Here is a 23670-nt window from a genome sequence, read left to right as displayed (position 1 = left end):
AGCGGCCGGCTTTGACCAACTCGACCATCTGCGCCCGAAATTCCGGCGCGTAGGGGTTGTGGTGCTTTCCCATGGCAGGCACCTCCTGTTCCAAAGGATAGGTGTCCACGAAACCGGGTCAACTCCACGAATACTTGATTGCGATGACCGAACCCGGTACGTAACAACGTTTCGTCAACTGGCCGGATGAAGTGACGCTTGACCACGCCGGTGTTTTTGATGAGCCTGAGCACCAGTTGCAACTGGGGATGGTCGTCATGCAACCGCTTCGCCAGACTGATGGTATCCGCTTGGGTAATGACATGCTCGGGTACGGCAACGGCCGTCTTGCATACGATGGGCAAACTCCTGGCGCGATCGATTTGCGTCGGAAGATGAGTGTCACGCCGTTTCATGCTTTCAACCAGGGATGAGCGCTGCGTTTGCGCGCGATTTCGGATGCTTCCCTCAGATACCCGGCTACGGCTTCCCGAGTCTCGACGCCCAGCATGACCGACGCAAAGCTTCCATCCCCGTAAGCCATCACCGCATGGGCCGTCGGTAAATGGCCTGAGCAGAATTCGCGGACGAGTTCGAGATAGTGATCGAGCGCACGGCGCGACGAGAGTCGGGTCTCGTCGGGCTGCCAGTGCTCGATGTTGCCACCCCACCAGGATGTGCGTGAACCCGTAAAGCTTGCAACGACCACCCGCCGGTTTCGTGGGCTCAGCGCTGCATTGTGCAGCGCTGCCTCCAGCGAATCACCGTACATCGCGCGCGCAGGGATGTACCGAGAGGTGTCGGTCAGCACGCGCCGTCCTGGATGCTGCTCGCCACAGCTGTCGGCGACATTTCGCTGCGGAGTGCCGCGCGCAGTCGTATGCCAATACGGCGGATAACGTCTTGCCATTGCACGTTCATGAGTGCGTCCAGCCCTTTGGCGGCTTCTGCACCCACGAGTCCGGGCAACGTCGCATTGAGAATAGAAAGTAGGAATGCGCCGATCAACAGTCCTTTATCACCTTTTTCCATAAATCCGTGCGCCAACTTGTTGGCAGCGAGTGCGACAATCAACACCATGCTCAAACCAGCAAATGTCTGGAATTCATTCAATGCGTCTTGGCGATTCATATTCGAATCGTTGACGAAGCTCGCCATAAGCGCGGTGGTAAACGCGGTGTCTGAAAGAAGATCGACAAATCCGATGGTGTCCGGCAAGATCAACACGGCCGTCAAAGTCGTCACGATGGCCGTGAGCGCAGTCAAGGCGATTTTCGCGTTGCGATCACTGTTGTGCCCTTGCGTTGGTACGTTGGAAAGCGTGTCGGATATGGCTTCTTCGATGCGGCCGTATTGCCCGAATACCAGCTGTATTTGTTTGCTGAAGTGAGGACTCAGCGTATTTCCGTCCGTCAGGAATGAGTCGCGCGCGTCCAGCAACGCCCGTTTTTGAGCGGTGATCAACCGCTGTACGTCCGCGAGCTGATTACGCGCTTCGGGGGAAAGTCGATCACCGGCGGCCTTCAGGTCGGGCGCCGGCGCGCCCCGAAATCGTCGGTTGAAAACGCGCGCCGTCTCGTGCGGGAGGAATCCGCAAAAGAGCAAGGCTGTGGATAGCAACACAAGAACAGCCTGGACTTCAGGACGCTGGCTCAGCTCTGCTGATGGCTTGACGAAAGTCGGGATGGCAAACAGGATGGCTTGAGTAAGGTTGGCGTATTGGCGAGCCATCAGTCGATCGAGAATAAGCATTTTCCCCGTTGTGGGGCTGCGCATCATGCCGATTACCTCGAGAAAGGCCTTCGTATTCAGCGCGCACAGCTCGGCCGCGACTTGCTGCTGTCGAGGATGAGCGTCAAGCGGCACGAAAAACGCAGGCGCCGCAAGTACTACGTTGGGCAGGAGAACTTGAAGGACGCGCTTGGAAACTGACCTATCGGTTTCCAATTCGGTCAATGCCTGACGTATGCGTGTGAGTTGTGCTTTGAATTGCTGTTTGACGCTCGCTCGCAGGTCGATCTCGTCGGTCTTCAGGTCGATTTCATCCAGCCCGCGCCGCAAGTATGCAATGCTTGCGGGGCCGCCCTCGTCCCGTAACAGCGCCAACAACGCGTCGTCGCTTTTCCCGGGCCCAACCAATTCAACTCCATCCATACGGCAGAGCGTTTTGCCAACTGCAGCTGTGAGGCGGGAAACATGGCGTTGCATGCTGAAACCCGACGCGGACCTGGATGACTGTTGCGCAGCAGATTGAACCTGAATCGGAACTCCGGTAACGGCTTCTCGGATGCCGGCAGTGGGCAGCAAATTAACTGATCGCGGCCGTTGTTCGATGGTAGGCGGTGGCGCGCTTTGAGTCCGGCGGTGCGGGGCGCAGCGCGGCAACGCGTCCAAATGAACGGACGTCGTCGAATGCGCTCGCTGACGCGTTTGAGCGACCGCTGCGTCAGTTCTATCTTCGACCGTGGCAGACCAGCGAGCGGATGCCGCGTTTTGAATCGGACTTGTCATCAATATCAATGCGTAGGCACAGCCACGCGCAAGCGAAGGAAGCGCTTTTCAGTGTGATGGCACGGGGGGATCGCACAGATCGATTCGCGAAAGGTGGCCGTCGAACGCGAAGCGTCAATCTTCTGTCGTAAGGCGATGGAAAGCGATTTCAGGTGCTTTCTTCGCAAACCGCAGCCGCTTTTCCGCCCCTCGCAATTGCGAAATTGTTACGAAAGATATCGTTGGGACGGAATAATCGAACACCTCCGAAATCGATCCATGAGAATCAAGTTACCCACCCCGCCAGCCAATATCCTTCCGCCTGCGACCACGAGGGCATCGGGAGCACATTGCCCTCGAACACAGATGCCGGGTCAGGGGACGCCGCATCTGGGGGCGTTAGGTGGACTTGCATCGCTCAAGTCGCGCGGACAAGCAGCGCCCAATGCAGCAAGCCGTGTGCGACTGCCCGGAGCATTGCTCATTGGGCATGGGCGCAATTCAATGTTCGACGGAAAAGACGTGACTGTGCGCGGCATCGACAATCAGATCAAAAGCTGGGGGCAATTGTCAGCGAAAATCGAGCGCCTTGCGAATCTGAGCGGGAAGGATGCGGACCATCAGCGTCTGGATGGGCTAAACGAAGTCATGCTTCATATGCGGACGCTGACGGAAGACTTTCGCGTTAAGCCGCTCGAACAAGTTTTTTGTCTGTTGTCCACGCACCGTGCGCTGGACGAACATCCTGTTTATGGTCCGAGCTTCAAGAAGGCAGTCAACGCGGCGACGGAGGAGGTCGCACACTTGCCTTTGCAGCTTCTCGAATGAGGGGGCGCCGGGCGGCATTGACGAATCCCGGCCCGCCCTCGATTTAGCGCTTATGAGTAAGCGCTAAATTGCAGGATAAATCCAGAGCGGCGGCGATCTGCTCGCGAGACAACCCGCGTCTAGCTTCAGACGCGGTACTTCCTTGATCTACGCGTAGCGATCCTTGGTGTGGGCGTGCTCGTCCCAGACAAAAAATTTGGCGGCCTACCTATCGGGGTGCAAATATGGGTAACACCGTTACGACGCACTCCGACATCATTTCGGTATCCTGACCGGCGATTGCTTGAATAGCATTCCATAGCGCTTTTTTCGATATTCTTCGTAGTGCTCTTCGGCTGTCAACCAGCCGTTCCGGAGCTTCGTGGCTTGATCTTTGTGACCGTTCGGATTGAGGAGTGCCTCGCGACTCGACGCTTCCTTTCGCTGCGGTCGCTTTGGATTGGCATGTTCTGCTCGTGCGGGCAGCCCAGGGCCGGTCTTTGCGGCGGATACCGGGACTGTCGGTCCTTTTTTAAAGGCTGCCGGGTGAGGAGGCAGCCCAACGCGCCGTGGTTGCTTTCCAGACGATCCGGCATCCGGAAGCGGGCCGTTGGGCCGCGGAGTCCCACCAAATTCTTGCTTCCGGTGCGTTTGCTCGAGGGCTCCGAGCGCCGCTGGTGTAGGCGTCCTCGTTTTCCGCTCTCGGATATGGCTTTGCTGCGTTGAATATGGCGAAGGCCCTTCTTGAAAATGAGGGGTGCGATCAGTGATTCGGGTTGTAGACATATCGTATGAATGAAAACGGTTTCAACGTTCAATACGATAGCCGATTTTCGCTGGGATATTGTTTAAAAATTAGCTGAATGAGTTACGACAAACTACATGTTGAAATCATCTCTGGGGCTGACTCGAGCCATCAGGCGCGGAGCGCTCGCTTCGCATCGGCATAGTCCGCGCGCCATCGCGAGACGAGATCTGCGACGCTTGGCACATCGTCAATGACGCCAACGCCTTGGCCAGCCCCCCAAATGTCTCGCCAGGGCTTCGCCTCAAAAGCGAAGTTCAGCGTCGTGTCGCCAAACTTGGGCAGCGCGTCGGGGTCGAGCCCTGCCGCAACGATGCTTTGGCGAAGGTAGTTCGCACGAATCCCCGTGAAGAGATCCGTGTTGACGATGTCGGCCGAGCCGGCTTGAACGATAGCGTCCCGATATGCATCGGATGAATTGGCCTCGATGGTCGAGATAAAGCGAGTCCCGATATAAGCGAAGTCCGCACCCATGGCCTGGGCTGCCAGCACGGCGGCGCCATTTGTGATGGCGCCGGCCAGCGCGAGCGGACCTGCGAAGAAACGTCGCACTTCTCCCACCAGTGCAAATGGCGAGACGGTGCCGGCGTGCCCTCCGGATCCTGCGCACACGAGAATCAAGCCATCCGTACCTGCATCAAGTGCCTTGAGCGCATGCCGGATCGTCGTGACGTCATGCAGCACGATCCCGCCATAACTGTGTGCTTCGCGAACGAGCCTTTGCGGCGGGGCCTGCAAGCTGGTGATGAAGATGGGGACACGATGTTCGAGGCAGATATCGATGTCTCTATCCATCCTCGGGTTGGACGGATGCACGATGTGATTCACCGCAAGCGGTCCGATGACAGCATTGGGGCTGCTGGCGCGATGTTCAGCGAGAGATCGTTTCATGTCGACCAGCCATTCGTTCAATTGCTCGGAAGGGCGTGCGTTCAACGCCGGAAACGAGCCCACGATGCCGGCTTTGCATTGCGCCAGCACGAGCTCCGGGTAGCTGATACGAAAGAGTGGCGAAGCGATGACCGGCACGGAAAGATCGCGCAGAACAGGCGGTATCCTCGCGTGAGGTTTCCGTCCTTCACGGGCGTCATCGGATGAAAACGGGCGATCGGAGCGCCACAGTGCCTCAGGCGACATTTCGCTCCCGATCTTTCCAGAACGGCGCTCGAATGCGCTCCTTGAGCACTTTCCCTGCCCCCGAAATCGGCAACGCGTCGCGGAACTCAATACTGCGGGGACATTTGTAAGTCGCGATCAATGACCGGCAGTGTTCTCGGAGCATCGCTTCATCCACGTAATGCCCGCTTCTGGGTACGACCACCGCATGAACCTCTTCTCCCCAATCGGCGCTGGGTATACCGATGACCGCGCAGGCGCTAACCGCGGTATGGGCGCTCAACGCATTTTCGACTTCTGTCGAATAGACGTTTTCCCCGCCCGTGATGATCATATCCTTTAGCCGATCGACGACGAAAATACATCCCGAGTCGTCCATGTAGCCCGCGTCACCCGTGTGCAGCCAACCGTCCCGGATTGCGCGCTGAGTCTCGTCCGACCGGTTCCAATACCCGGTCATCATTCCGCAGCCACGCGCCACGATTTCGCCGATATCGCCGCGCCGGACCTCTTCCCCCGTCGGATCGACAATGCGCGCCCCGACGTGCAGCGTGGGAAAACCGGCTGAAGCGAGGCGAGCAGGGGAATGTTGCTCAGGCCCGAGAATACTGATTACCGGCGACATCTCCGTCAACCCATACGCTTGCATCAATCCGATCGAGGGCAGCACTGCCTTGACTCTCTCGAGCAATGCGCTGCTGACCGGCGAGCCGGCGTAGAACAATTGCGTCAGCGAGTTCAGGTCTTGCGCCGGGAACTCGTTGAACCTATCCGCGATTCTGGCAATCATGGTCGGGACGAGTGCGATCGTGGTGATTCGCTCGTCCCGTATCGTTTCGAGCGCGCGCTTCGCGTCAAAGGCCGGCAGGAAAACATGCGTGCCTTGGCGCAGGCTCATCGCCAGCATGAACGCGCCATCGGCAAGATGAAACATTGGGGCCACGTGCAACCCGACCGAGCCGGCCGGCGCGAGCCCTTCGGCGGACAGCGTCAAGGCGTTTGTCATGAGGCCCTGATGCGTGAGCATGACGCCCTTCGGTCGCCCCGTCGTTCCGCCCGTGTAGAAGATTCCCGCGAGGTCGTCGCCGCCTCGATTGCTGTCGGGCAGCGGGGGCTCGTTCGACACTAGATCTTCGTACGACAACGTGTCAGGCGCGTGCTCGCTATCACTTGCATGCACGATGTTGCGCAGCGAGCGCGCGCGCCCCTTGATCTCATCGAGAATCGGCATAAACGTATCGTCGATGATCAAGGTGTTCGTGTCGCAGTCGTCGAGTGAGTAGGCGATCTCGGCGGCGGTCCAGCGCACGTTGATCGGGTTGACGACGCCACCCGCCCACCAGACCGCAAAGTAGTACTCCAGGTATCGGTCCGAGTTGAGGGAGAGCATCGCTACGCGATCGCCTGGATTGACACCGAGTCTGCGCAATGCGCCAGCAAGGCGGGTCACCCTGCTGGCGAGCTGTTCGTGCGTGAGGCGGCGTTTTCCACTGATCGTCGCGATTTTTTCGGGCGCGAGTGTCAGCGACCGGCGCAATATTTGCGTGAGGTACATGGCAGTGGGCGATGAATGGATGGTCCGAACTCAGCTCAATTGCGCGCGCGCGGAATTGACGATGTCCGGCGGCGCTTGGACGAGCTCGATCAGCGCGCCTTCGCCTGCCACGGGAAAATCATCGTTCGCCTTGGGATGGATAAAGCAGATGTCGTGACCTGACGCGCCTTTGCGAATACCCCCCGGCGCGATGCGAACCCCGCGTGTCTGCATCCAGGAAACCGCGGAGGACAGGTCGTCCACCCACAAGCCGATGTGATGAAGCGCAAGTGATGCTACGTTGCTCTTCTTGCCTGAATCGACCGGCTCCATCAAATGGATTTCCACGCCGTGAGACGCACGCCCGAGAACGCAAATATCTTCGCTGACATTCTCGGCCGCAGACGTGTGCGTATGATCGACGCGGGCACCGAGAATATCCGTCCATAACGGCAACAGCCGTTCCTTGTTTGCGGCTCCGATTGCAACATGATGAATACCCAGAATACGAAACGGCTTTTCCATTGTGAACCCCATCGAGATCTATGAACTGGCGAGGCCCACCTCGCGATCGGCGGACAGCAAACGCCGAGCGAACGTGGGAAGAGAAATCACTGACGTGACGGCGTCGAATTGCGAGTGGTCGACCTTCCGTAGTATTGGGTCGGCCTCATGTGGCGGGGCGAGCGCGCGCAGGCAATCGGACAGCCACGCCGACTCCTGGCGTCGTCGACGTTTAGCTGTCTCGGCAGCGCGCTCGCACCGGTATCGATCGATTTGATCGAGGACATCCGGCACGCCCGCGCCCGACAGTGCGCTCGCGACAGCAATTGGTGGAAACCCCCGATCCCGCGTACTGGATGGAGCGGCATTGCATCGGGCGAGGCGCAACGCTGAGGCGATTTGGTCCCGTACCCGATCGGCCAAGTCCGGTGCATCGTCTGATTTGTTGACGACGACCATATCGACATGCTCGAACAGCCCTCGTTTGATAACCTGCAATGCGTCTGTCGTAACGGGGGCGTGCACAAGCAGCAGCATGTCGGTCATCATGGCCGCCGCATACTCGTTTTGCCCGGCTCCCACTGTCTCGACAATCACGAAGTCATAGGACGCCGCCTCGCAAAGACGAATCGACGCCTGCGTGTTTTGTGCCACGCCGCGATGCTCGGGCCATCCAGCACTTGGCCGGATAAAGGCTGAGGCGCTGTCCGCGAGCCGTGACATACGCGTCTTGTCCCCGAGAATGGCACCGTTCGAAATGCTTGAAGACGGATCGATGCAAAGCACGGCGACACGATGCCCGCGCTCGACCGCCGCCATGCCGAGAGACTCCACGAACGTCGATTTGCCCACGCCCGGCGATCCGGTAATTCCGAGGCGGAAGGATTGCCCGGCGCGGCCAATTATTCCGTCGAGCAGCCGTTCCGCTGCCATGCGATGCACGGAGCGCGTCGATTCAGCGAGCGTGATGGCTTTGGCAAGCGCGCGCCGCTGAGCGGCGGCGTCCCTATCGAACAGCGCACGCAGCAGCGAATCAGTATCGGGTTCCATCATCGCGAAAACTCGCCCTGGAACTGTTCGATACCTGCCAGCAGCTGTTCGGCGGCCGCGGGAATTGGCGTTCCCGGGCCGAACACGGCAATCACACCGCTTTCGATCAGGGCATCGCGATCGCGCTGTGGGACCACGCCTCCGACAAACACACAGATGCCGCTGCCGCCTTGCCGTTGAAGTTCCTCGAGTAATCGCGGCACAAGCGTGATGTGTCCACCTGAAAGCGAGGAGATACCGATGGCATGCACATCGTTTTCGATCGCCTGCCGCGCACATGCCTCGGGCGTTTGGAAGAGGGGGCCTATATCGACGGCAAAGCCAAGATCGGCAAATGACGTGGCCACTATTCGGGCACCACGATCATGTCCGTCCTGTCCGAGTTTTGCGATCAGTACGCGCGGAGCACGTCCCGCACGCTCGGCAAAGGCCTCGACCGCTTGTCTGAGCCTCTCCCAGTGCGCCTCGTCGGCATATTCGGCACCATAGACGCCGCCGACCACTTGCGTTGTTGCTTGATAGCGGCCCATTGATTTCTCCAGCGCCGAGGATATTTCGCCGACGGTGGCGCGGGCGCGCGCCGCGACGACGCTGAGTTCGAGCAGATTGTCGTTCCCTTCGGCTGCACACCGTTCCAAAGCGTGTAGAGCATTTTGGACCGCATCGGGATTTCGACTTGCCTTTATGTGCGACAACGATTGGATTTGCGCCTGCAGTACTTTCCTCGTGTCCACATTGAGAACCGTGGGCTCCGTTTCGTGATCGACAGCGTATTTGTTGACCCCGACGATCGTGGTCTTTCCCGCATCGATGCTCGCCTGCTTCGCAGCGGCACTTCGTTCGATCTGCTGCCTCGCCCAGCCGGATTCCACCGCACGGGTCATCCCTCCCATACCGTCGATATCCGCAACGATGTTCCACGCGGACTCCGCGACTTCCGCGGTCAGCGATTCCATGAAATAGCTGCCTCCCCACGGATCGATAGTTTCGGTGAGCGAGGTTTCCTCCTGCAATATCAATTGCGTGTTGCGTGCGATCCGAGCCGACAACGTGCTCGGGATGGAGATCGCTTCATCGAACGCGTTGGTGTGCAGGCTCTGCGTGCCACCGAATACCGCGGCCATGGCCTCGATCGTCGTGCGAACAATATTGTTGAACGGGTCCTGCTGACTGAGGGTCCATCCCGACGTCTGACAGTGGGCGCGCAGCACGGCGCTTCGTGGATCCGATGGATAAAAGGCTTGCATCGTTTTCCACCACAACAATCTGGCTGCCCGGAGCTTGGCAATCTCGACATAAAAATCCATGCCGATGCACCAGAAAAACGAAAGGCGTTTGGCGAACGCATCGATATCGAGACCTCGCGCCAATGCCGTCTTTACATATTCCTTGCCGTCGGCAATGGTGAATGCAAGTTCCAGGACCGGGCTGGCGCCTGCCTCCTGCATGTGATAGCCCGATATCGAAATCGGATTGAAGCGTGGCATGTGATGCGTGGCGTATTCGATCACGTCGCCCACGATGCGCATGCTATGCGCTGGCGGGTAGATGTAGGTGTTCCTGACGATGAACTCTTTCAATATGTCATTTTGAATGGTTCCGGTGAGGTCGGCCGGGGCAACCCCTTGTTCCTCCGCGGCCACGATGAAACAAGCGAGCACCGGCAGCACCGCGCCGTTCATCGTCATCGAGACACTGGTCTTGCCAAGAGGGATACCGTCAAAGAGTGCTTTCATATCCTCGACGGAATCGATCGCAACGCCGACTTTGCCAACATCGCCCACGGCGTGAGGATGATCGCTGTCATAGCCTCGTTGCGTGGGTAAGTCGAATGCCACGCTGACGCCTTGTGCCCCATCTTTCAGTGACTTCCGGTAAAACGCGTTTGATTCAGCAGCGGTGGCGAAGCCTCCGTATTGACGGATCGTCCACGGCTTACCCGTGTACATCGTCGCTTGCGGCCCTCTTAGAAACGGTGCGAAGCCGGGGAGGGTATCGGCATGCTGCAGGCCAGCTTGGTCGGCCGCCGTATAGAGGGATTTGATGTTTACGCCCAATCGCTCGTGCGCGGGGCGCCCGGTATCCTCAGCCTGCTGCGGACGCCTGGTCGCCGCGTGCCACGCGGAGATATCCTCGCTGGAAAGACATCGTTGTTCAGCTTGGCTGCTTTTGCCGCTTTGGTTGCCAATATCACTCATTGCGGTTCCTTCTGGCAGACAGGGTTTCAATGCGTGCGAGCGCAGGTCCCGGTGACGTCGTCGAGTTAAACAGCTTTGACACGCACAAACTTTCGGGCGGCGCCAACCACGAACGGTTCGCAAACGCTCGCAAAACCGTCAGGGTTGTCGAGCATGGGCGTATGTCCGGCAAGCGGGACTTCCACGAACTGACCGCGGGGAAGCACCGACGCCATCTGCATGGCCATGTCGATTGGAAGCATCCCTGACGCTTCACCTCGGACAACCAGCGCAGGACAGCGGATAAGTTCGAGGCGGTCCCATATGGACGGCCCATCGCGCTCGCCTTGCCGTCTCCTGTCAAAGTCCGCCATCATGCGGGGGTCACGTTTGAGCTGGTACCCGCCGGATGGAGCGGGCACTAGCGAGCAAGCGGCAATTCTTTCAAGCGTCACCTCATCCACCACCGGGCGCTCGATTCGCAGTACCTCGATATAGTCGTCGAGTGATTGGAATTCGCGGTGAGCAAGGATGAATCGTTCACCAATGCGGCGCGCCGTCCGGTCGCTGACGACGTCCACCGCCGGGCCATAGTCGACAAGCACCAGGGCTCGTGCGATATCGGGGAGCTGCTCCAAAAGTCGCAATGCGACGGCGGCGCCCATCGAATGTCCGATCACTGTGATCCCGGAGAGCTTCATCGATTGGCAAAGCCTGACCATGTCGCTGGCGTGCGCGGCAAAGTCATATCGCCCGATCCGGCTCCACTCGGAATCGCCATGCCCGCGAAGGTTGACCGCGATCACACGGAAACGGTCGCTCAAGCGCCGCGCGAAATCGTCCCAAACGAAGGCGCCATCGCCAAACCCGTGAATCATCAGGCAGACATCCTGGCTGACGCTGCCATAGTCCACCCAGCGCAGAACCAGCTCGTCCATCTCGGAATCCATACACTCCACTTGTTTCACCTCTTGTTCTGTGCATTCGTTGAATGTCCGATCACCCGTGCTACGGTCAGGCACCGGCGAGCGCCGCAATGTTTTCCGCTACGCGTTTCAACGGGTCCGCGCGGAGGAGCTCCAAAACGGGGATGCGGATTCCGGTCCGTTGCTCACACCTGAGCTGCAAGTCCATTGCCATCAACGAGTCGATTCCCATGTCGAGCAGCGTAAGGTTGTCGTCGATCTCGTCTTCCTGGATCTGCAGGACTTGGGAGACCAACGTCCGCATCGTCTTCAGGCGGGATTCGGGTGTGGCCAGATCGCCTTGAGAGGCAGCGTGGCCACTGCCATCGGAGCCGCAACCCAGCTCGATGTCCGACATAAGCGCGCTGTTGACAGGCGAGCTTGCCCAGCCAGGGTGGTACGTCGCAAACGTGCGCCAGTCCACGGGCGCGACCGCGGCGTGAGCCGGGTCGATCTGCATCAAGATTTCAAGCGCGTGCAGGGCTTGATCCGGTGTCAGCTGTCCGATACCGATCCGTGTCAAATAACTCGATATCTCCGCGTTGCGCGCAACGAGCCCGACGTCGCTCAGCGCGCCCCATCCGATGCTGAGCCCGACCAGCCCTCGCGAGCGTCGATACGCCGCCAGCGCGTCGAGTACGGCATTTGCCGCGACATATGCACCTTGTCCGGGATTGCCGATCAGTGCCGATATCGATGAGAACAGCACGAAATGATCGAGCGGCATATGCTGCGTCAGGAAATGCAGGTTCCACGCGCCCAGGGCTTTGGGCGCCATGACCGCCGCGAGATCGTCGTGCGAGATGCCGTCCAGCGGACCATCCCGAAGCACCGCGGCCGTGTGGAACACGCCTGCAAGCGCAGGCGCCTTCAGCGAAAGATCATCGAGAACCGCGCGCACCGACTCCGCGTTCGCCACATCGATTGCGTACGTGTAGAGGGTGACACCCGAGCGCTCGAGTGCATCAATTTCAGTTGCTATCTCAGGCGGAGGCGTTTCCCGCCGGCTCACCAGTGCGATGTGCGCGGCGCCGCGAGAGGCGAGCCATCGAGCGATTTCGAAACCGAAGCCGCCGTAGCCGCCGGTGATGAGATACGTCGCCGTCGAGCGAATCGCCCTCGATGCAGCAATGCTGTTTCGCGCATCGGGTACTGACAACGAGAGGGGATAAGCCTGCTCGAACGATGGAATGCCGGCCGCGAGCATCTGGGCGCACACGGCTCGCGAGGCATTTCGAAGGAGAGCCGGCAGATTTTTGCTTAGCGCAGCGAGATCCACCAAGGTAAGCGAGATGTTCGCTTCGAACGCGTATGGACGACTCCGCTGTTCGGCATTGTGGAGTGCGACGACCCTTGCACATTCAGATGCGACGTTCGCCATTTCGTCAGCGTCGGTGCGCGGCGAGAGATTGACGATCAGATTGGCTGGTTTTCCTCCGTTGCACGACTTGAGTGCCTCTTGCCAATCTGGAGCGCACCGATCGAAGGTTCCGATGATCGACGGTAAGCCGTGTACCGTATGCTCCGTTGTTTCAGCGTTGACGAATGCAATCTTCGCCTCGCATAGTCTTGCAATGTACGAATAGGCGATGGCGTCGAACTCGCCGGGATCCAAAACAGCCACGCATTCGCCGGGGCGCAAGTTGCCGACGTTGATGCAGACGTGATAAGCGTGAGCCAGCGTGGCGACGAACGCCGTGACCAGCGGCGATAGCCGCTCTACCGCATCTGTCGGGACAGGGAGAGCATCACGCGCTGCGATAACGATGCGTGTATCTGACGGGGTGTGCTTAATCTTAAAACTGACGCAGTCACCCGTGCGATAGACCGATGCACCATGCGTGCGTATGACGGTGCCAAACCCGATGGAGGTTGCATTGTCCCGCGCAACGGCGAGTGAGTTGACCTCGATTTCGAGGCTGTCCCCAGTGAACGGCGCGGTCGTGTTTTCGCGTCCTGAGTCAGCCGTATGTTTGTCATCCTCGGCCGGAACGTCCATCCGTTCGATGCGCCGAACGAAACGAGCTCGCCTGCGAAGTGCAACATCGCTTTCGCGCGTTTCCGACGCGATCTCCCCAGCGAGCTGCGCCACGGTGTCCGAATGACTGTCGATATCGATGCAGCGGGCGTCAACGTCAGGCGTTTCGGCCAGTAAGACGCGGAGCAACCCGTTGATGCCGGCTTGCGGCAAGGCGCTGCTATGGTAGTCGGCAAGCGGTGATTGTGCATGAGTGGTAACGATCGTTAGACGAGGGCGACGTTCTGGCGACATCGCAAGCAATGCTTGAATCAATTCGAGGCATTGTCCAACCCGCTTGGTTCCGACTGGATCCGCAGTGTCGGCACTTGCGTCCGAGCCAGCAAGCCAGATCAACCGTGTGATGTCGTTCGCTGCCTGGATTGATCCGATGACATCCGACGTCGACGCATGCTGCAAACTCGACACACAGGAGGCGCAGCATTTTTCGAGCTGTGAGGCGAGCTTGTCGGAGCTCTCGCCGACAACAATCCAACTTCCCTTGGCTTCGCAAGGTGCCTCGGGCTCCGTTTCCCACCACAACGCCTCGTACATTGACCCGGCGAGATAGGATCGTCGCTGCTTTGCGCGGTCAGAAATCGCGCGAACGCGCACGGCTTCGAATTTGGCGATCGTTTCTCCGGAATCGGCCAAAAGAAGAATGTCAGCTTCGAGTATCGAGCGCGTTCTATCTTTTATTTCAGTCGCCACCCAGCAATGCGCATCTGCTGGCCGATGGAACCGTGCGGATTTGACACGCACTGGAACATAGACGTTGTCATCGCGAGTCTGCGAGTCGAGAAGCGTCAGCAGCGTTTGAAAGCATCCATCGAGCAGCGCGGGATGAAGCACGCTCGTATCATCGGCTTCGTCGCACAGGCACGATGTGTCGAGTTTCGCCAGAACGACGGATCCGTCGACAGAACGCCATGCGCTGGCAATCGGCTGGAACGACGGGCCGTAGGTCACGCCACGTCGCTTCGTCGACCGATAGTGGGACTCGCTTGGCACCGGCAAGGGGCAGCGCTCCTGAAGATCGAGCAGCATGCCCGCTGTCTGCTCCGGCGAGCGGGGCACCGTGTTTCGAAGCGTCCCCTCCGCATGGAGAGTCCACGTACGCCCGGCTCGATCAAAGCTGTGCACGCAAAATGTGTCATGCACGTCGTCATAGGTGGTGCGCAGCCGTGGCCACTCGTTGGTTGGCAGATGCAGCGCCTGGTGAAACTCGATGTCTCGCAATTCGCACGCCTGGCCCGTTATTTCGCGTTGCGCTGCAAAACCAAGATCGACGTAGGCCGCACCTGGAAGAACCGCCGACCCCTCGACGACATGATCATGCAGATAGGCGAGAGACGCGCCGCCGACCTCCGACTCCCAGGTCGGTACAGGTGATTCCAGGCGCCTTCCGAGCAACCGGTGATTGCAACGCTCGAGCCTGTCGCGACTGCTTTCGTCGCCCTCAGTCCAATGCCGCTGGCGCTGCCACGGATAGGAGGGGGGGCGATGGAACCGGCCGCGCCACGATGGCGAGCGGGAGCCATCGATGGCCCCGCCCGATACGAAAAATTCTGCGAACGACGCCCGCATGACTTCGAGCTCGCCTTTATCACGGCGCAGCGATGGGAACACCATGCCGCCCTCGATGCGGGCGTTGAGCAGGCATTCGCGAAGCGCCGTCGACAGGATGGGGTGAGGAGCCACTTCGACGAACAATCGATGTCCTTCGTTTGCAATCTGGCTGATGGCGTCGCTAAACAACACCGGTTCCCGGATATTGCGACACCAGTATTGCGCGTCAAAGCTGCCGGCAACGGCCAGTTTTCCCGTGACCGTGGAATAGATCGGGACGGCCGCTTCGCGCGGCGTGACACAATCGAGCGACTCGCGGATCTCCGGCAACAGCTGGTCCATGCTTGGGCTGTGCGAAGCGACTTCGACCTCGACAAACCGATTGAAGACGCCTTCGCGCTCTGCTGACGCGGCTATTTGCGCGAGTGTGGATTCGTCGCCGGCCAGGACGACAGACCTGGGGCTGTTGACGACGGCAATGCACACGCTGTCGTCGTAGTGCTTGAGGCGTTCCACCGCCTGGCTGGCGGAAAGACCCAGCGCGAGCATTTTTCCTTGGCCGGCCGCTTTCTTCTGAATACGGCTCCTGTGATAAATGATCCAGATGGCGTCTTCCAGCCGAAGCATGCCGGATACATACGCCGAGGCAACCTCGCCCGCGCTATGCCCGACGACGGCGGCCGGCTCTATGCCCCAGGATCGCCATAGCGCGGCAAGGGCGGTCTGAATGACGAACGTGGCAGGCTGTGCGATTTGCGTTTCATGAATTTGCGAGGGGTCATCGCTCTCGAACATCGCTTTTGCGATTGACCAGCCCGCGATTCGCTTGAAGGCTTCGTCGCAATCGATCACGACGTTGCGAAAGACGCTTTCATTCTCGTAAAGCTCTCGCCCCATGTGGAACCATTGTCCGCCCATGCCGGAAAATACGAACACGGGATTGGATTCCTTGATGACCGCCTCGCCGAACGTGACGCCAGCGGGGACTTCACCCGCTGCCAGTGTATCGAGCCGCTCAATCACGCTATCGACACTCGTTGCATCGATGACGGCTCGCATGTCATGATGGGTTCGTCGAAGCGCCGCGGAATAGCATATGTCATGCAGCGTCCGTGCATCTGCACCCTTGAGTTGATCTCGATATTGCGCTGCGAGCGCCGATAGCGCGGCACGAGTATGTGCGGAACACAGCAACTGCCGGGGCCCGGGGTATCCTTCATCGGGATGCTCCTCGTCTTCGTCCCCGAGCGGAGGCTCTTGCAAGATCGCGTGTGCGTTCGTCCCGCCATAACCGAACGAATTGATCGCTGCACAACGTTCGCCCGGCACCCCGGACATCCGTTCCGCTGCTTTCGGCAAGCGCAATCCCCTAGCCGAAAAGGGGATCTTGCTGTTTTTCGTTTGAAGGCCGGCAACCGGCGGGACCATGCCCTCGCTGAGGCAAAGCGCGGACTTGATGAGCCCGGCGATGCCTGCCGCCGCTTCGAGATGACCGATGTTGGCCTTCACGGATCCCAGGGCGCAGAGATCGACGCTTGCGCGCTTATCGCCGATCGCCGATCCGAGCGCGTTCACTTCGATAGGGTCCCCAACGGCGGTGCCGGTGCCGTGAGCCTCGACGTATGAAATTTGATGCGGCGTCACGCCGCTGCGTGCGAGCACTTGCTCGATAAGCGCGGCCTGAGCGTCAGGGTTGGGGACTGTGATGCCATCGGTCCGACCGTCTTGATTGACGCCCGTCCCGCGGACGACTGCATAGATCTGGCTGCCGTCCGACAGTGCAACATCCAGCGGCTTCAAAACGACGATACCCGCGCCCTCGCCTCGCCCATAGCCGTCGCCGCGTTCATCGAAGCTCTTGGAGTGGCCGTCTTTTGCGAGAAAACCGCCATGCGAAAGCGCGACAAATGTCTCAGGCCTCGACATGACGTTGACTCCACCGGCCAGCGCGACATCGCACTCCCCGTTGAGAAGCGCCTGGCACGCATAGTGAAAAGCGACGAGGGAAGACGAGCATGCCGTGTCGACCGTAATGCTCGGGCCACGCAGATCGAACGTATACGACAAACGATTGGCGAGCATGCCGAGCGTCGAGCCCATTTCCGTATATCGCCCGATCGCGTCGCGGTTGAGCGCGCCGAGCTGCGTCAACAGATGATCGGTCATGAAGCCGCCGACATACACGCCGGTGTTGCTGCCGCGAAGTTCGCGCGTGACGATACCGGCGTCGTCGATAGCCTCCCATGCGACTTCGAGGAGCAGGCGTTGCTGCGGATCGAGGAATGCCGCTTCGCGAGGCGCGATACCGAAGAATTTGGCGTCAAACGCATCGAGCGGCTGAGTGAGAAAGCCGCCAACGCGTGCGACCGATTTGCCTGGCACGCCGGGGGTGGGGTCGAAAAAGCGTTCTACATTCCAGCGGTCCGTTGGTACGTCCGACGTTCCGATGAGACCTTCTATCACCATGCTCCAGAAGCCTTCCTTGCTGGAGGCCGAGCCTGGGAAACGACATCCTATTCCGCAGATGGCAATAGCGGCATCGCGATCGTGAGGAACATGCATTCAACACCTCGCACTCAGTAAAGTGACCCGGTTGGGATTGTCTGTCGGCAAACGGTAAGCAAGCCGTTTCGTATGAAGAATTCAACGCTGCGATGTTGAATTTAGAAATATTGGTGAACGAAATGTGTCATGGGCTTATTCGATGAAAACGATCTCTGGTAGAGGTACTCGCTACCAAATAATCAAATTGATCGGCGGTGTGGTGACAGCTCAGTATTCCGCGTTCCGTATGCAGATTAACTAAAGCGCTTGTAACTTTTGATTTGAACTCATGTCAACTTGTTTCAATGGGCGCTATGGACCGAACAAGAGCACCAGCATAGGGCGCCCTGCATACTTAAAGGGCGCGCAACGGCGTGGTTGAATGGACCCCCAAGCGTGGCTGACGCAACAGTGCTCTGGCGCGGCGCTGTACGTCGCGCGACAGCGGGTGCTTTGCGATGCGATCGACTTCTTGCAAAGGGGGCAACTTTTCGAAACCTGGGTTGCGCTTCATGGATGGATCGAAAAGGTATGCGGGGGCATGGAATCGCCGATGGCAAATATATTCCGTGGTTTTTCTGGATCGATGTATCAAATTGTTTGCGGATTGATTGATCGGATAGATTAATGATTTGTGGGTGTTGGTTTAATGAGCTTAAATGTGGTCATCGGTTATATCGGCAGGATCTGACGGCGTGGGTGAAAGAAAAACGATTCTGGAATTGGCTGGATTGACAGTATGTGGCGGGGACCTTCGGCTTCGTTCTGAGCAAGGGGAGCGCTACCGCTGGATCGGCTAGTGGCGCTGGCTCGCTGACAACAACCGTTACATGATTCGAATTTAGTTACCGAATATGTTTGGGCAATCAGGCGTTCTGAGGTCGTACGCTACGCCGCATTCTCGACGGGAGGCGCGGCGCGAAGCGGGCCGAAATCATAAGTTTATTGAGGAACGTCACATGAAAATCGCCGTATGCACGAAGAGCACGAGATTGTTCGCCTCGATCGGAGCAGCTTTCCTGAATGATGGCACGTCCAGTTGCTCGAGATTCGACGATCAGTTCTCACTGATGCGCTATTTGAGCGAGGTTCCGGGGGATATTGTGCTGGTTGACGCAGATCGCGATTTTGCATCGGTCGCGATGGTGTTTGCTTGGCGTTGCTATTCCGCCAAGAGCTGCCTGCCGATCGTCGTGATCGGCGAGCACCTTGACTGTGAAACCATGATCGAGGCGTTCAATGCGGGTGCGGACGATATCGTCGTTGGAGCATCGAATATCGATGAACTGGCTGTACGCGTGAGGCGCAGCTACGCATGCCGTACGGCGGCCGCCGCGGTGGATGTATGTCAGCTCTCCCGCCATGCTGGCGTGTACTACTACGGGGTGCAGTTGTCGCCGGTCGATCACGAGCTGGCTTCAGGCAGCGTTCGCGACACAAGTTGGCACCAGGCCGAACAAATGGCTGGCTGATTCGTCACGTTCGGCGTCTCGCCAGTGTCCGCGAAGCGGGCGTTGGCAACATGAATTTCCACCCGTGCGGCGATATAGCGCGTTACGGGCCAGCTCTGCTGGTTTGACGCAATTTCAGCTCTGGGTCGCATAACCGGCGGCGTTCGCGTTTCGCGGCAACACTTCGCGAGCCGATCAAAATTCCCACTCCGCATCGACATCCTGGATGAGGGGCCTGCGCTGATTCGTAGCCCTTTGAGTCACTCCGTTTGCTTGTGAGCCATCTTCCGTCTAAACGGGACTGCAGGTTCGAATGAAGCGTTATTTCCCGTCTTATGCGCGGAGCGCCGCCGGTGGCTGATTTCGATCGGATACTGCCCCTTCCGCAAATGCTGCCGCGACTTTGGGCGTTCGCGTTGCGCTTGACTGGAGACAAGCATGATGCCGAGGATCTGGTGCAGCGTGCTTGTGTCCGCGCATTGGAGCGAAGTCATCAACTGCGCTCGGACAAAGCGCCGCTAAGCTGGATGTTCTCGATTATCCACACCACATGGATCAGTGAGGTGCGCGCGCGCAAGGTCAGGCATCGCTCTCGCGTGGACTGGGACGAGTCGTTCGAGGAGACGATTGCGGACCCTTTATCGCGCGATCCCCAATCGGAGGCTTTGCATGCTGAAATCATCCGGACCATTCAGCGGCTTCCGGAGTCTCAGCGAACGGTGATGTTGCTCGTCGCGGTCGAGGGGCTGAGCTACCAGGAAGCGGCGGACGTGCTGCAAGTTCCGATTGGGACGATCATGAGCCGGTTGTGGCGAGCCCGTCAGGTGATTGGCGCGCATTTCCAAAAAGACGAACGAGGCCAAAGAGCGCCGACGTAGCGAAATCGGAGCAACCCATTATGGCGGCGCACGCATGATTCCGGACGAAGCGACACTGATAGCGTATGTGGACGGCAGCTTGAATGCCGAAGAGAGTGCGCGGCTGGACGAAATGATTTCCGCATCTCCCGAGCTCATGAAGCGCGTCGCGTATGCTCAGGCAGCGCGATTGCCCTACCGCGAAGCCTTCGCTGACCAGCGCTTACCTCCTGTACCGGAAAGCCTGTATCGCGCAGTCGCGGCGATGGCCCATCCCGCTCACGATAGTCACAGCGGTGCCGACGCGGCGCAAGACCCGCCGCGTGGGGCTCGGGCCAGCACAATGACGGCGATTGGCGACATGATGCGCTCCTGGCTTACACGTTCTGTATATCGTCTACGTGCGTTCACTCCCAGGCTCGCGTTCGGGGTTGCCGTAGCCTCATTCTGTATGGGGGCCGCCGCGGGCCTCTTCGCGGGGAGCGGCCTCTTTAGTGAGCCGAGCGGGCGCGCAGCACCAGCATGGATCCAAGCCGCTGCCGACTATCAGCAACTCTATGCACGAGCCACACTTGCACAGGTTCGACTCGATTCCAGTGCTGCCGCGCAGACAATCGAGGCAATTCGTTTTGAGGACGGACTGGCGCTGCGTGTGCCCGATCTGCGCGCGGTAGGTATGAGCCTTCGGCAAATTCAACGCTTGCGCTTTCATGGCAAGCCGGTGGCGCAACTGGTCTACTTGCCCGACACGGGGCAGCCCGTTGCATTATGTGTCATCAAGCAGGCCGGCCCGGACCAATCCCTGAAACGACAAACAGTGTCCGGAGTCGAGGTGGCGACATGGCGGCGGGACGAGCTGGCCTACGCGCTGTTTGCGACCGACCGAACCGTCGTGGATCTAGCGTCGCTGGGAGGGCGCATTGCGGCAAACGGATTTGCTGACGTCGCTCAGCAACGGACGTCACCCGGTGCAAGCTCGGAAGAATAGAGCTTTCAGCCTTTCGGCCCTGAACGATCGATGGCCGTCCGTTCACCGGGCTTCGTGTTTCGAATCCCAGCTTCGCTACAACGTTGATCGTGCTTTCTGGTGCATGGTCCGATGCATTGTCACCCATGCGGATTGGGTGAACTGCTATGTTTCGCTAAGACGGGGCAAGCAGAGACGAACGGGCATGGCAGCCATGCCAAGCTGAACAGCGGTAGGAGGTAGAGAAGATGTCGCTTGAGGAATTGATCAGCGCTGCTTGCCACGATGCAAGCGCGGAGGAAAGACGGACCATCTTGGAAACGGGCGGCTTGATGGCGTATGGCGTGCCGTTTTCCCTGGTGCCCGGCGGCGCGGATGATGACCTCAGCCTTTACGTCTACTGCGATTTTGGTGCAGTGCCTCGATCCCGAGTTGAGGCCGTACTCAAGCGATTGCTTGAAATCAACTTGTTTCTATACGGTCGGGATACGCCAAGCCTCGTGTTGAACCCGACAACTGGGCACATCTTGTTTGCATGCAGAATGGACATGCGAAGTTTGACCGCGCAACGATTCGTCCTTTCGCTGGAAGAAATGAGCGGATATGCACGTCAATGGCGGGCGACGCATTTTTTGACTGATGAGGAGATTGGCGGTCAAAGACCGTCATTTCTCGCTTCGTCGGAAAAGGTGGCGTTCATCGGGGGGCGGCCACGATGAGCGTTGTTCGATCTTCCTCGGAAAAGGCATACGTCGACGCGCATCCGCTGTCGTCGACCTCGGATTCGCCGCGGTCTGGACGATCTTCGACGTCATCTGATTTATCCAAAGCGGGTGGCGCGGAGATCCGGGCGTTGGAGGTACTGGAACAAGGGCGACCTCGGGGTCCCGTCTCAAATACGAGGGTCTATCAGAAGGGACGCTCATTTCTCGAATTGGGAGAACCGTTTTCGGAGAAGTCGTTTCTGGAAATGGATGAAAGGTTTCTCGAGATGGAAAGTAGCCCTCGCGGCAGCATCGGCGACGCAAGTGGTCTCGATGTCGAATCGAGAGTGAATCGCAACGCTGATGAACACTACGTTCACGTGAACACTGCGAATAAGGCGCTGGCGATTCTCGCGGAGTCAACGGCAAAAAGCATTGCTTCATCGATTAATTTCGGCGTCACGCGGCAATATATCGAAGCGGCAGTCACCCCGTTGGTTAATCATATGGTGGCCGAGGGGCTGTCTCGCGAGGCGATCAAGGCATTTGCGGTCGCAGCCCCGCTGGCCATTGGACACCACCTCGGAGAGATCTACGTTCGAGAGCTCGTCTTGCAACTGTGGGGCGCACGTGTTGTTCCGACGCGACCGGAATCTGTGCTGCCGGGTGACGAGCCGGCGCAGCGCCAAATGAAGGCGCGCCAGGCGGCGGGAAGGATCGGCAGCACGCCTGCCGACATGATTGGCGTTACGTCGTTCGGTGCAACGAGCGGCACGCGAGCGGCACTTGGCGGCACAACTCCGTGGGCAGCGACTGTCGCATCCGCCGTTGGGGGCGGCGCAATGGCGGCGGCGCATGCCTTGTTGAATTTGAGCACGCATGCGCAAAGCACTGATGGCGGGACGCGTGTCCCGACGCACCATGTGCAGCGCACGCCACGTGTGAAATCGATGGCGGCTGCCAGCAACGTGATTGCACAATCGTTCAAGAAGGTTGCAGGCGATGGACCTCTCTCGAGTCAGCTGGCCCACACGTCGCATGATATCGCCGTCCGTGGATTCGCGGCGTTGCAAGGCTTGTTGATTGCCAATCTGATCAAAGCGCAAATGACGGCCGATTCCGCTGATCACGAATCTGACGCGGCGACGAAATTTCTCCAAGGCGCGGCGGGAAGCCTTGCGTTGCTCGGTCTTGGTTTTTTTGCCAACCTGAGTCTTGCGGCGCGTCGCGGCACGACATCGCAAGCGATGAGCGGCACCGTGCGCGCGATAAAAAGTATTGATCCTCGAACGACTTCCTACGCCGGCGGGATGCATGCTTTGATGGAAGCGAAGCGTACCGGGGTTGGTGCGCGAGCCTGGAATGCGGCATTGAAGGCAATCGAAGCGACGGCGCATACGGCCAGGACCATAGAGACGCTTCCTGGACATCTGGTGTTTGATCTGGCTACAGCGGCGCACCACGGGGCACGGTGGATGGCGTCTGTTATCTATCGACGCTCCCCGACAGATCAACCAGCAACAACATCACACGCTAAGGGAGGATGATGGCAATTTCTCGAGTGTGTGCTTTAGCCACGCATAGGGCTCGACGTGGTTCAGGCGGGCCGTACCGAGCAGTGAGTGCATCGTGGCGGCTGCCTTGGCTCCGCGCGGCGAAGCTGCGTATTCCAGGCCAAAGCGAACCCGGATTCCAGAGCAAACCGAGCGCGGTTTCCACAGCAAACCGAACGCACATGCTGTCCGCCGGAAACCGGTAGCCCTTGAACGAAACCGGCACCTCGACCGATGGCAGAACGGAGATGGAAGCTTTCTTCATGCCCCATTATATCCGCCGGCTTCTGCAACAACCTGACAGTACCCCGTCGAGTTTTCCATCGGGGCCGCCGCGTCACCAGTCACACACGAAATGGTCGCGCAGGCGGCTACACCACCGTCGTCGAGCACATGCTAGGGGCACACCGCGTCCACCTTGAACTCGACCAAAACTAGCGAGGAAGTCTACAATTGAGCTTCCCCTGAAATTTCGCCTTCCAGCAGGTCGCGTATAAACTCGACCCAAAGGAAGGAAAGAAGAGATGTTCAAGGTACCGCACCAGGTGTACACGGCAGAGTTCAAAGAAGCGGCCGTGCAA

The 23670-nt window shown here is 59.0% G+C and carries 17 protein-coding genes and 1 pseudogene; 8 read left to right on the top strand and 10 right to left on the bottom strand.

What is annotated here, in order from left to right; all coding sequences use genetic code 11:
• Positions 1-191: 191 nt before the first annotated feature.
• Positions 192-413 carry a hypothetical protein gene (locus GWC77_RS24245; RefSeq protein WP_173261111.1) on the top strand — a complete coding sequence of 74 codons (222 nt, stop codon included), beginning with the start codon at positions 192-194 and terminating at the stop codon, positions 411-413.
• On the opposite strand, the gene GWC77_RS24240 is transcribed toward GWC77_RS24245, so the two are convergent.
• Together GWC77_RS24240 and GWC77_RS24235 are read right to left on the bottom strand one after the other, a co-directional pair.
• Positions 392-790, bottom strand: a complete 399-nt coding sequence (locus GWC77_RS24240; RefSeq protein WP_173261108.1) for a hypothetical protein — start codon at positions 788-790, stop codon at positions 392-394. The two genes, GWC77_RS24245 and GWC77_RS24240, sit on opposite strands and share 22 nt — an antisense overlap.
• The gene (locus GWC77_RS24235; protein ID WP_173261107.1) at positions 784-2187 is read right to left on the bottom strand and encodes a hypothetical protein; all 1404 of its coding nucleotides are present in this window, start codon (positions 2185-2187) and stop codon (positions 784-786) included. The genes GWC77_RS24240 and GWC77_RS24235 overlap by 7 nt, the downstream gene beginning before the upstream one ends.
• Positions 2188-2583: 396 nt before the next feature.
• Between GWC77_RS24235 and GWC77_RS24230 the strand changes: the two genes are divergently transcribed.
• A complete protein-coding gene (locus GWC77_RS24230) occupies positions 2584-3297 on the top strand; it encodes a hypothetical protein (RefSeq protein WP_173261105.1) in 714 nt (237 codons plus the stop codon).
• Between the two features lie 895 nt (positions 3298-4192).
• Here GWC77_RS24230 and GWC77_RS24225 read toward each other — a convergent pair.
• The 7 genes from GWC77_RS24225 to GWC77_RS24195 form a co-directional block, all read right to left on the bottom strand.
• Positions 4193-5137, bottom strand: a complete 945-nt coding sequence (locus GWC77_RS24225) for an NAD(P)H-dependent flavin oxidoreductase (RefSeq protein ID WP_367949094.1) — start codon at positions 5135-5137, stop codon at positions 4193-4195.
• A 70-nt stretch (positions 5138-5207) separates the two neighbouring features.
• Positions 5208-6752 carry a long-chain fatty acid--CoA ligase gene (locus GWC77_RS24220; protein ID WP_173261101.1) on the bottom strand — a complete coding sequence of 515 codons (1545 nt, stop codon included), beginning with the start codon at positions 6750-6752 and terminating at the stop codon, positions 5208-5210.
• Between the two features lie 30 nt (positions 6753-6782).
• Positions 6783-7256, bottom strand: coding sequence for a VOC family protein (locus GWC77_RS24215; RefSeq protein ID WP_173261099.1), 474 nt, complete (start codon positions 7254-7256; stop codon positions 6783-6785).
• An 18-nt stretch (positions 7257-7274) separates the two neighbouring features.
• A complete protein-coding gene (locus GWC77_RS24210; protein ID WP_173261097.1) occupies positions 7275-8288 on the bottom strand; it encodes a GTP-binding protein in 1014 nt (337 codons plus the stop codon).
• Complete coding sequence (gene scpA, locus GWC77_RS24205) at positions 8285-10483, bottom strand: methylmalonyl-CoA mutase (RefSeq protein WP_173261095.1); 2199 nt, start codon at positions 10481-10483, stop codon at positions 8285-8287. The genes GWC77_RS24210 and scpA overlap by 4 nt, the downstream gene beginning before the upstream one ends.
• A gap of 65 nt (positions 10484-10548) precedes the next feature.
• Complete coding sequence (locus GWC77_RS24200) at positions 10549-11400, bottom strand: alpha/beta fold hydrolase (RefSeq protein ID WP_173261092.1); 852 nt, start codon at positions 11398-11400, stop codon at positions 10549-10551.
• 76 nt (positions 11401-11476) lie between these two features.
• Positions 11477-17575, bottom strand: coding sequence for a type I polyketide synthase (locus tag GWC77_RS24195; RefSeq protein ID WP_173261090.1), 6099 nt, complete (start codon positions 17573-17575; stop codon positions 11477-11479).
• A gap of 364 nt (positions 17576-17939) precedes the next feature.
• On the opposite strand from GWC77_RS24195, the gene GWC77_RS24190 reads away from it, so the two are divergent.
• The 6 genes from GWC77_RS24190 (at position 17940) to GWC77_RS24165 (ending at position 23083) form a co-directional block, all read left to right on the top strand.
• Positions 17940-18185 (top strand): hypothetical protein, encoded by a 246-nt coding sequence (locus tag GWC77_RS24190; RefSeq protein WP_173261088.1) that lies wholly within the window; start codon positions 17940-17942, stop codon positions 18183-18185.
• A gap of 331 nt (positions 18186-18516) precedes the next feature.
• Positions 18517-19029: a response regulator transcription factor gene (locus GWC77_RS24185; protein WP_173261086.1), complete on the top strand. Its 513-nt coding sequence runs from the start codon at positions 18517-18519 to the stop codon at positions 19027-19029.
• 368 nt (positions 19030-19397) lie between these two features.
• A complete protein-coding gene (locus tag GWC77_RS24180) occupies positions 19398-19886 on the top strand; it encodes an RNA polymerase sigma factor (RefSeq protein ID WP_254367139.1) in 489 nt (162 codons plus the stop codon).
• A 34-nt stretch (positions 19887-19920) separates the two neighbouring features.
• Positions 19921-20853, top strand: coding sequence for an anti-sigma factor (locus GWC77_RS24175; RefSeq protein WP_173261082.1), 933 nt, complete (start codon positions 19921-19923; stop codon positions 20851-20853).
• A 227-nt stretch (positions 20854-21080) separates the two neighbouring features.
• Positions 21081-21551: a CesT family type III secretion system chaperone gene (locus GWC77_RS24170; RefSeq protein WP_173261080.1), complete on the top strand. Its 471-nt coding sequence runs from the start codon at positions 21081-21083 to the stop codon at positions 21549-21551.
• Positions 21548-23083 (top strand): hypothetical protein, encoded by a 1536-nt coding sequence (locus GWC77_RS24165; RefSeq protein ID WP_173261078.1) that lies wholly within the window; start codon positions 21548-21550, stop codon positions 23081-23083. The genes GWC77_RS24170 and GWC77_RS24165 overlap by 4 nt, the downstream gene beginning before the upstream one ends.
• Here GWC77_RS24165 and GWC77_RS24160 read toward each other — a convergent pair.
• Positions 23063-23179 (bottom strand): annotated as a pseudogene (locus GWC77_RS24160) (transposase domain-containing protein); the annotation flags it as partial. The gene GWC77_RS24165 and the pseudogene GWC77_RS24160 overlap by 21 nt on opposite strands.
• Positions 23180-23670: the final 491 nt, after the last annotated feature.

The sequence above is a fragment of the Paraburkholderia sp. NMBU_R16 genome, from assembly GCF_013282575.1.
Classification (GTDB): Bacteria; Pseudomonadota; Gammaproteobacteria; order Burkholderiales; family Burkholderiaceae; genus Trinickia.
This window is presented reverse-complemented; position numbering and strand designations above follow the sequence as displayed.

Coding starts and splice junctions, on each gene's coding strand:
- GWC77_RS24235 (WP_173261107.1), bottom strand. CDS start 2,187: ATGCAACGCCATGTTTCCCGCCTCACAGCTGCAGTTGGCAAAACGCTC.
- GWC77_RS24220 (WP_173261101.1), bottom strand. CDS start 6,752: ATGTACCTCACGCAAATATTGCGCCGGTCGCTGACACTCGCGCCCGAA.
- GWC77_RS24215 (WP_173261099.1), bottom strand. CDS start 7,256: ATGGAAAAGCCGTTTCGTATTCTGGGTATTCATCATGTTGCAATCGGA.
- GWC77_RS24210 (WP_173261097.1), bottom strand. CDS start 8,288: ATGATGGAACCCGATACTGATTCGCTGCTGCGTGCGCTGTTCGATAGG.
- scpA (WP_173261095.1), bottom strand. CDS start 10,483: ATGAGTGATATTGGCAACCAAAGCGGCAAAAGCAGCCAAGCTGAACAA.
- GWC77_RS24200 (WP_173261092.1), bottom strand. CDS start 11,400: ATGGACGAGCTGGTTCTGCGCTGGGTGGACTATGGCAGCGTCAGCCAG.
- GWC77_RS24195 (WP_173261090.1), bottom strand. CDS start 17,575: ATGCATGTTCCTCACGATCGCGATGCCGCTATTGCCATCTGCGGAATA.
- GWC77_RS24190 (WP_173261088.1), top strand. CDS start 17,940: ATGGACCCCCAAGCGTGGCTGACGCAACAGTGCTCTGGCGCGGCGCTG.
- GWC77_RS24185 (WP_173261086.1), top strand. CDS start 18,517: ATGAAAATCGCCGTATGCACGAAGAGCACGAGATTGTTCGCCTCGATC.
- GWC77_RS24180 (WP_254367139.1), top strand. CDS start 19,398: ATGCTGCCGCGACTTTGGGCGTTCGCGTTGCGCTTGACTGGAGACAAG.
- GWC77_RS24175 (WP_173261082.1), top strand. CDS start 19,921: ATGATTCCGGACGAAGCGACACTGATAGCGTATGTGGACGGCAGCTTG.
- GWC77_RS24170 (WP_173261080.1), top strand. CDS start 21,081: ATGTCGCTTGAGGAATTGATCAGCGCTGCTTGCCACGATGCAAGCGCG.
- GWC77_RS24165 (WP_173261078.1), top strand. CDS start 21,548: ATGAGCGTTGTTCGATCTTCCTCGGAAAAGGCATACGTCGACGCGCAT.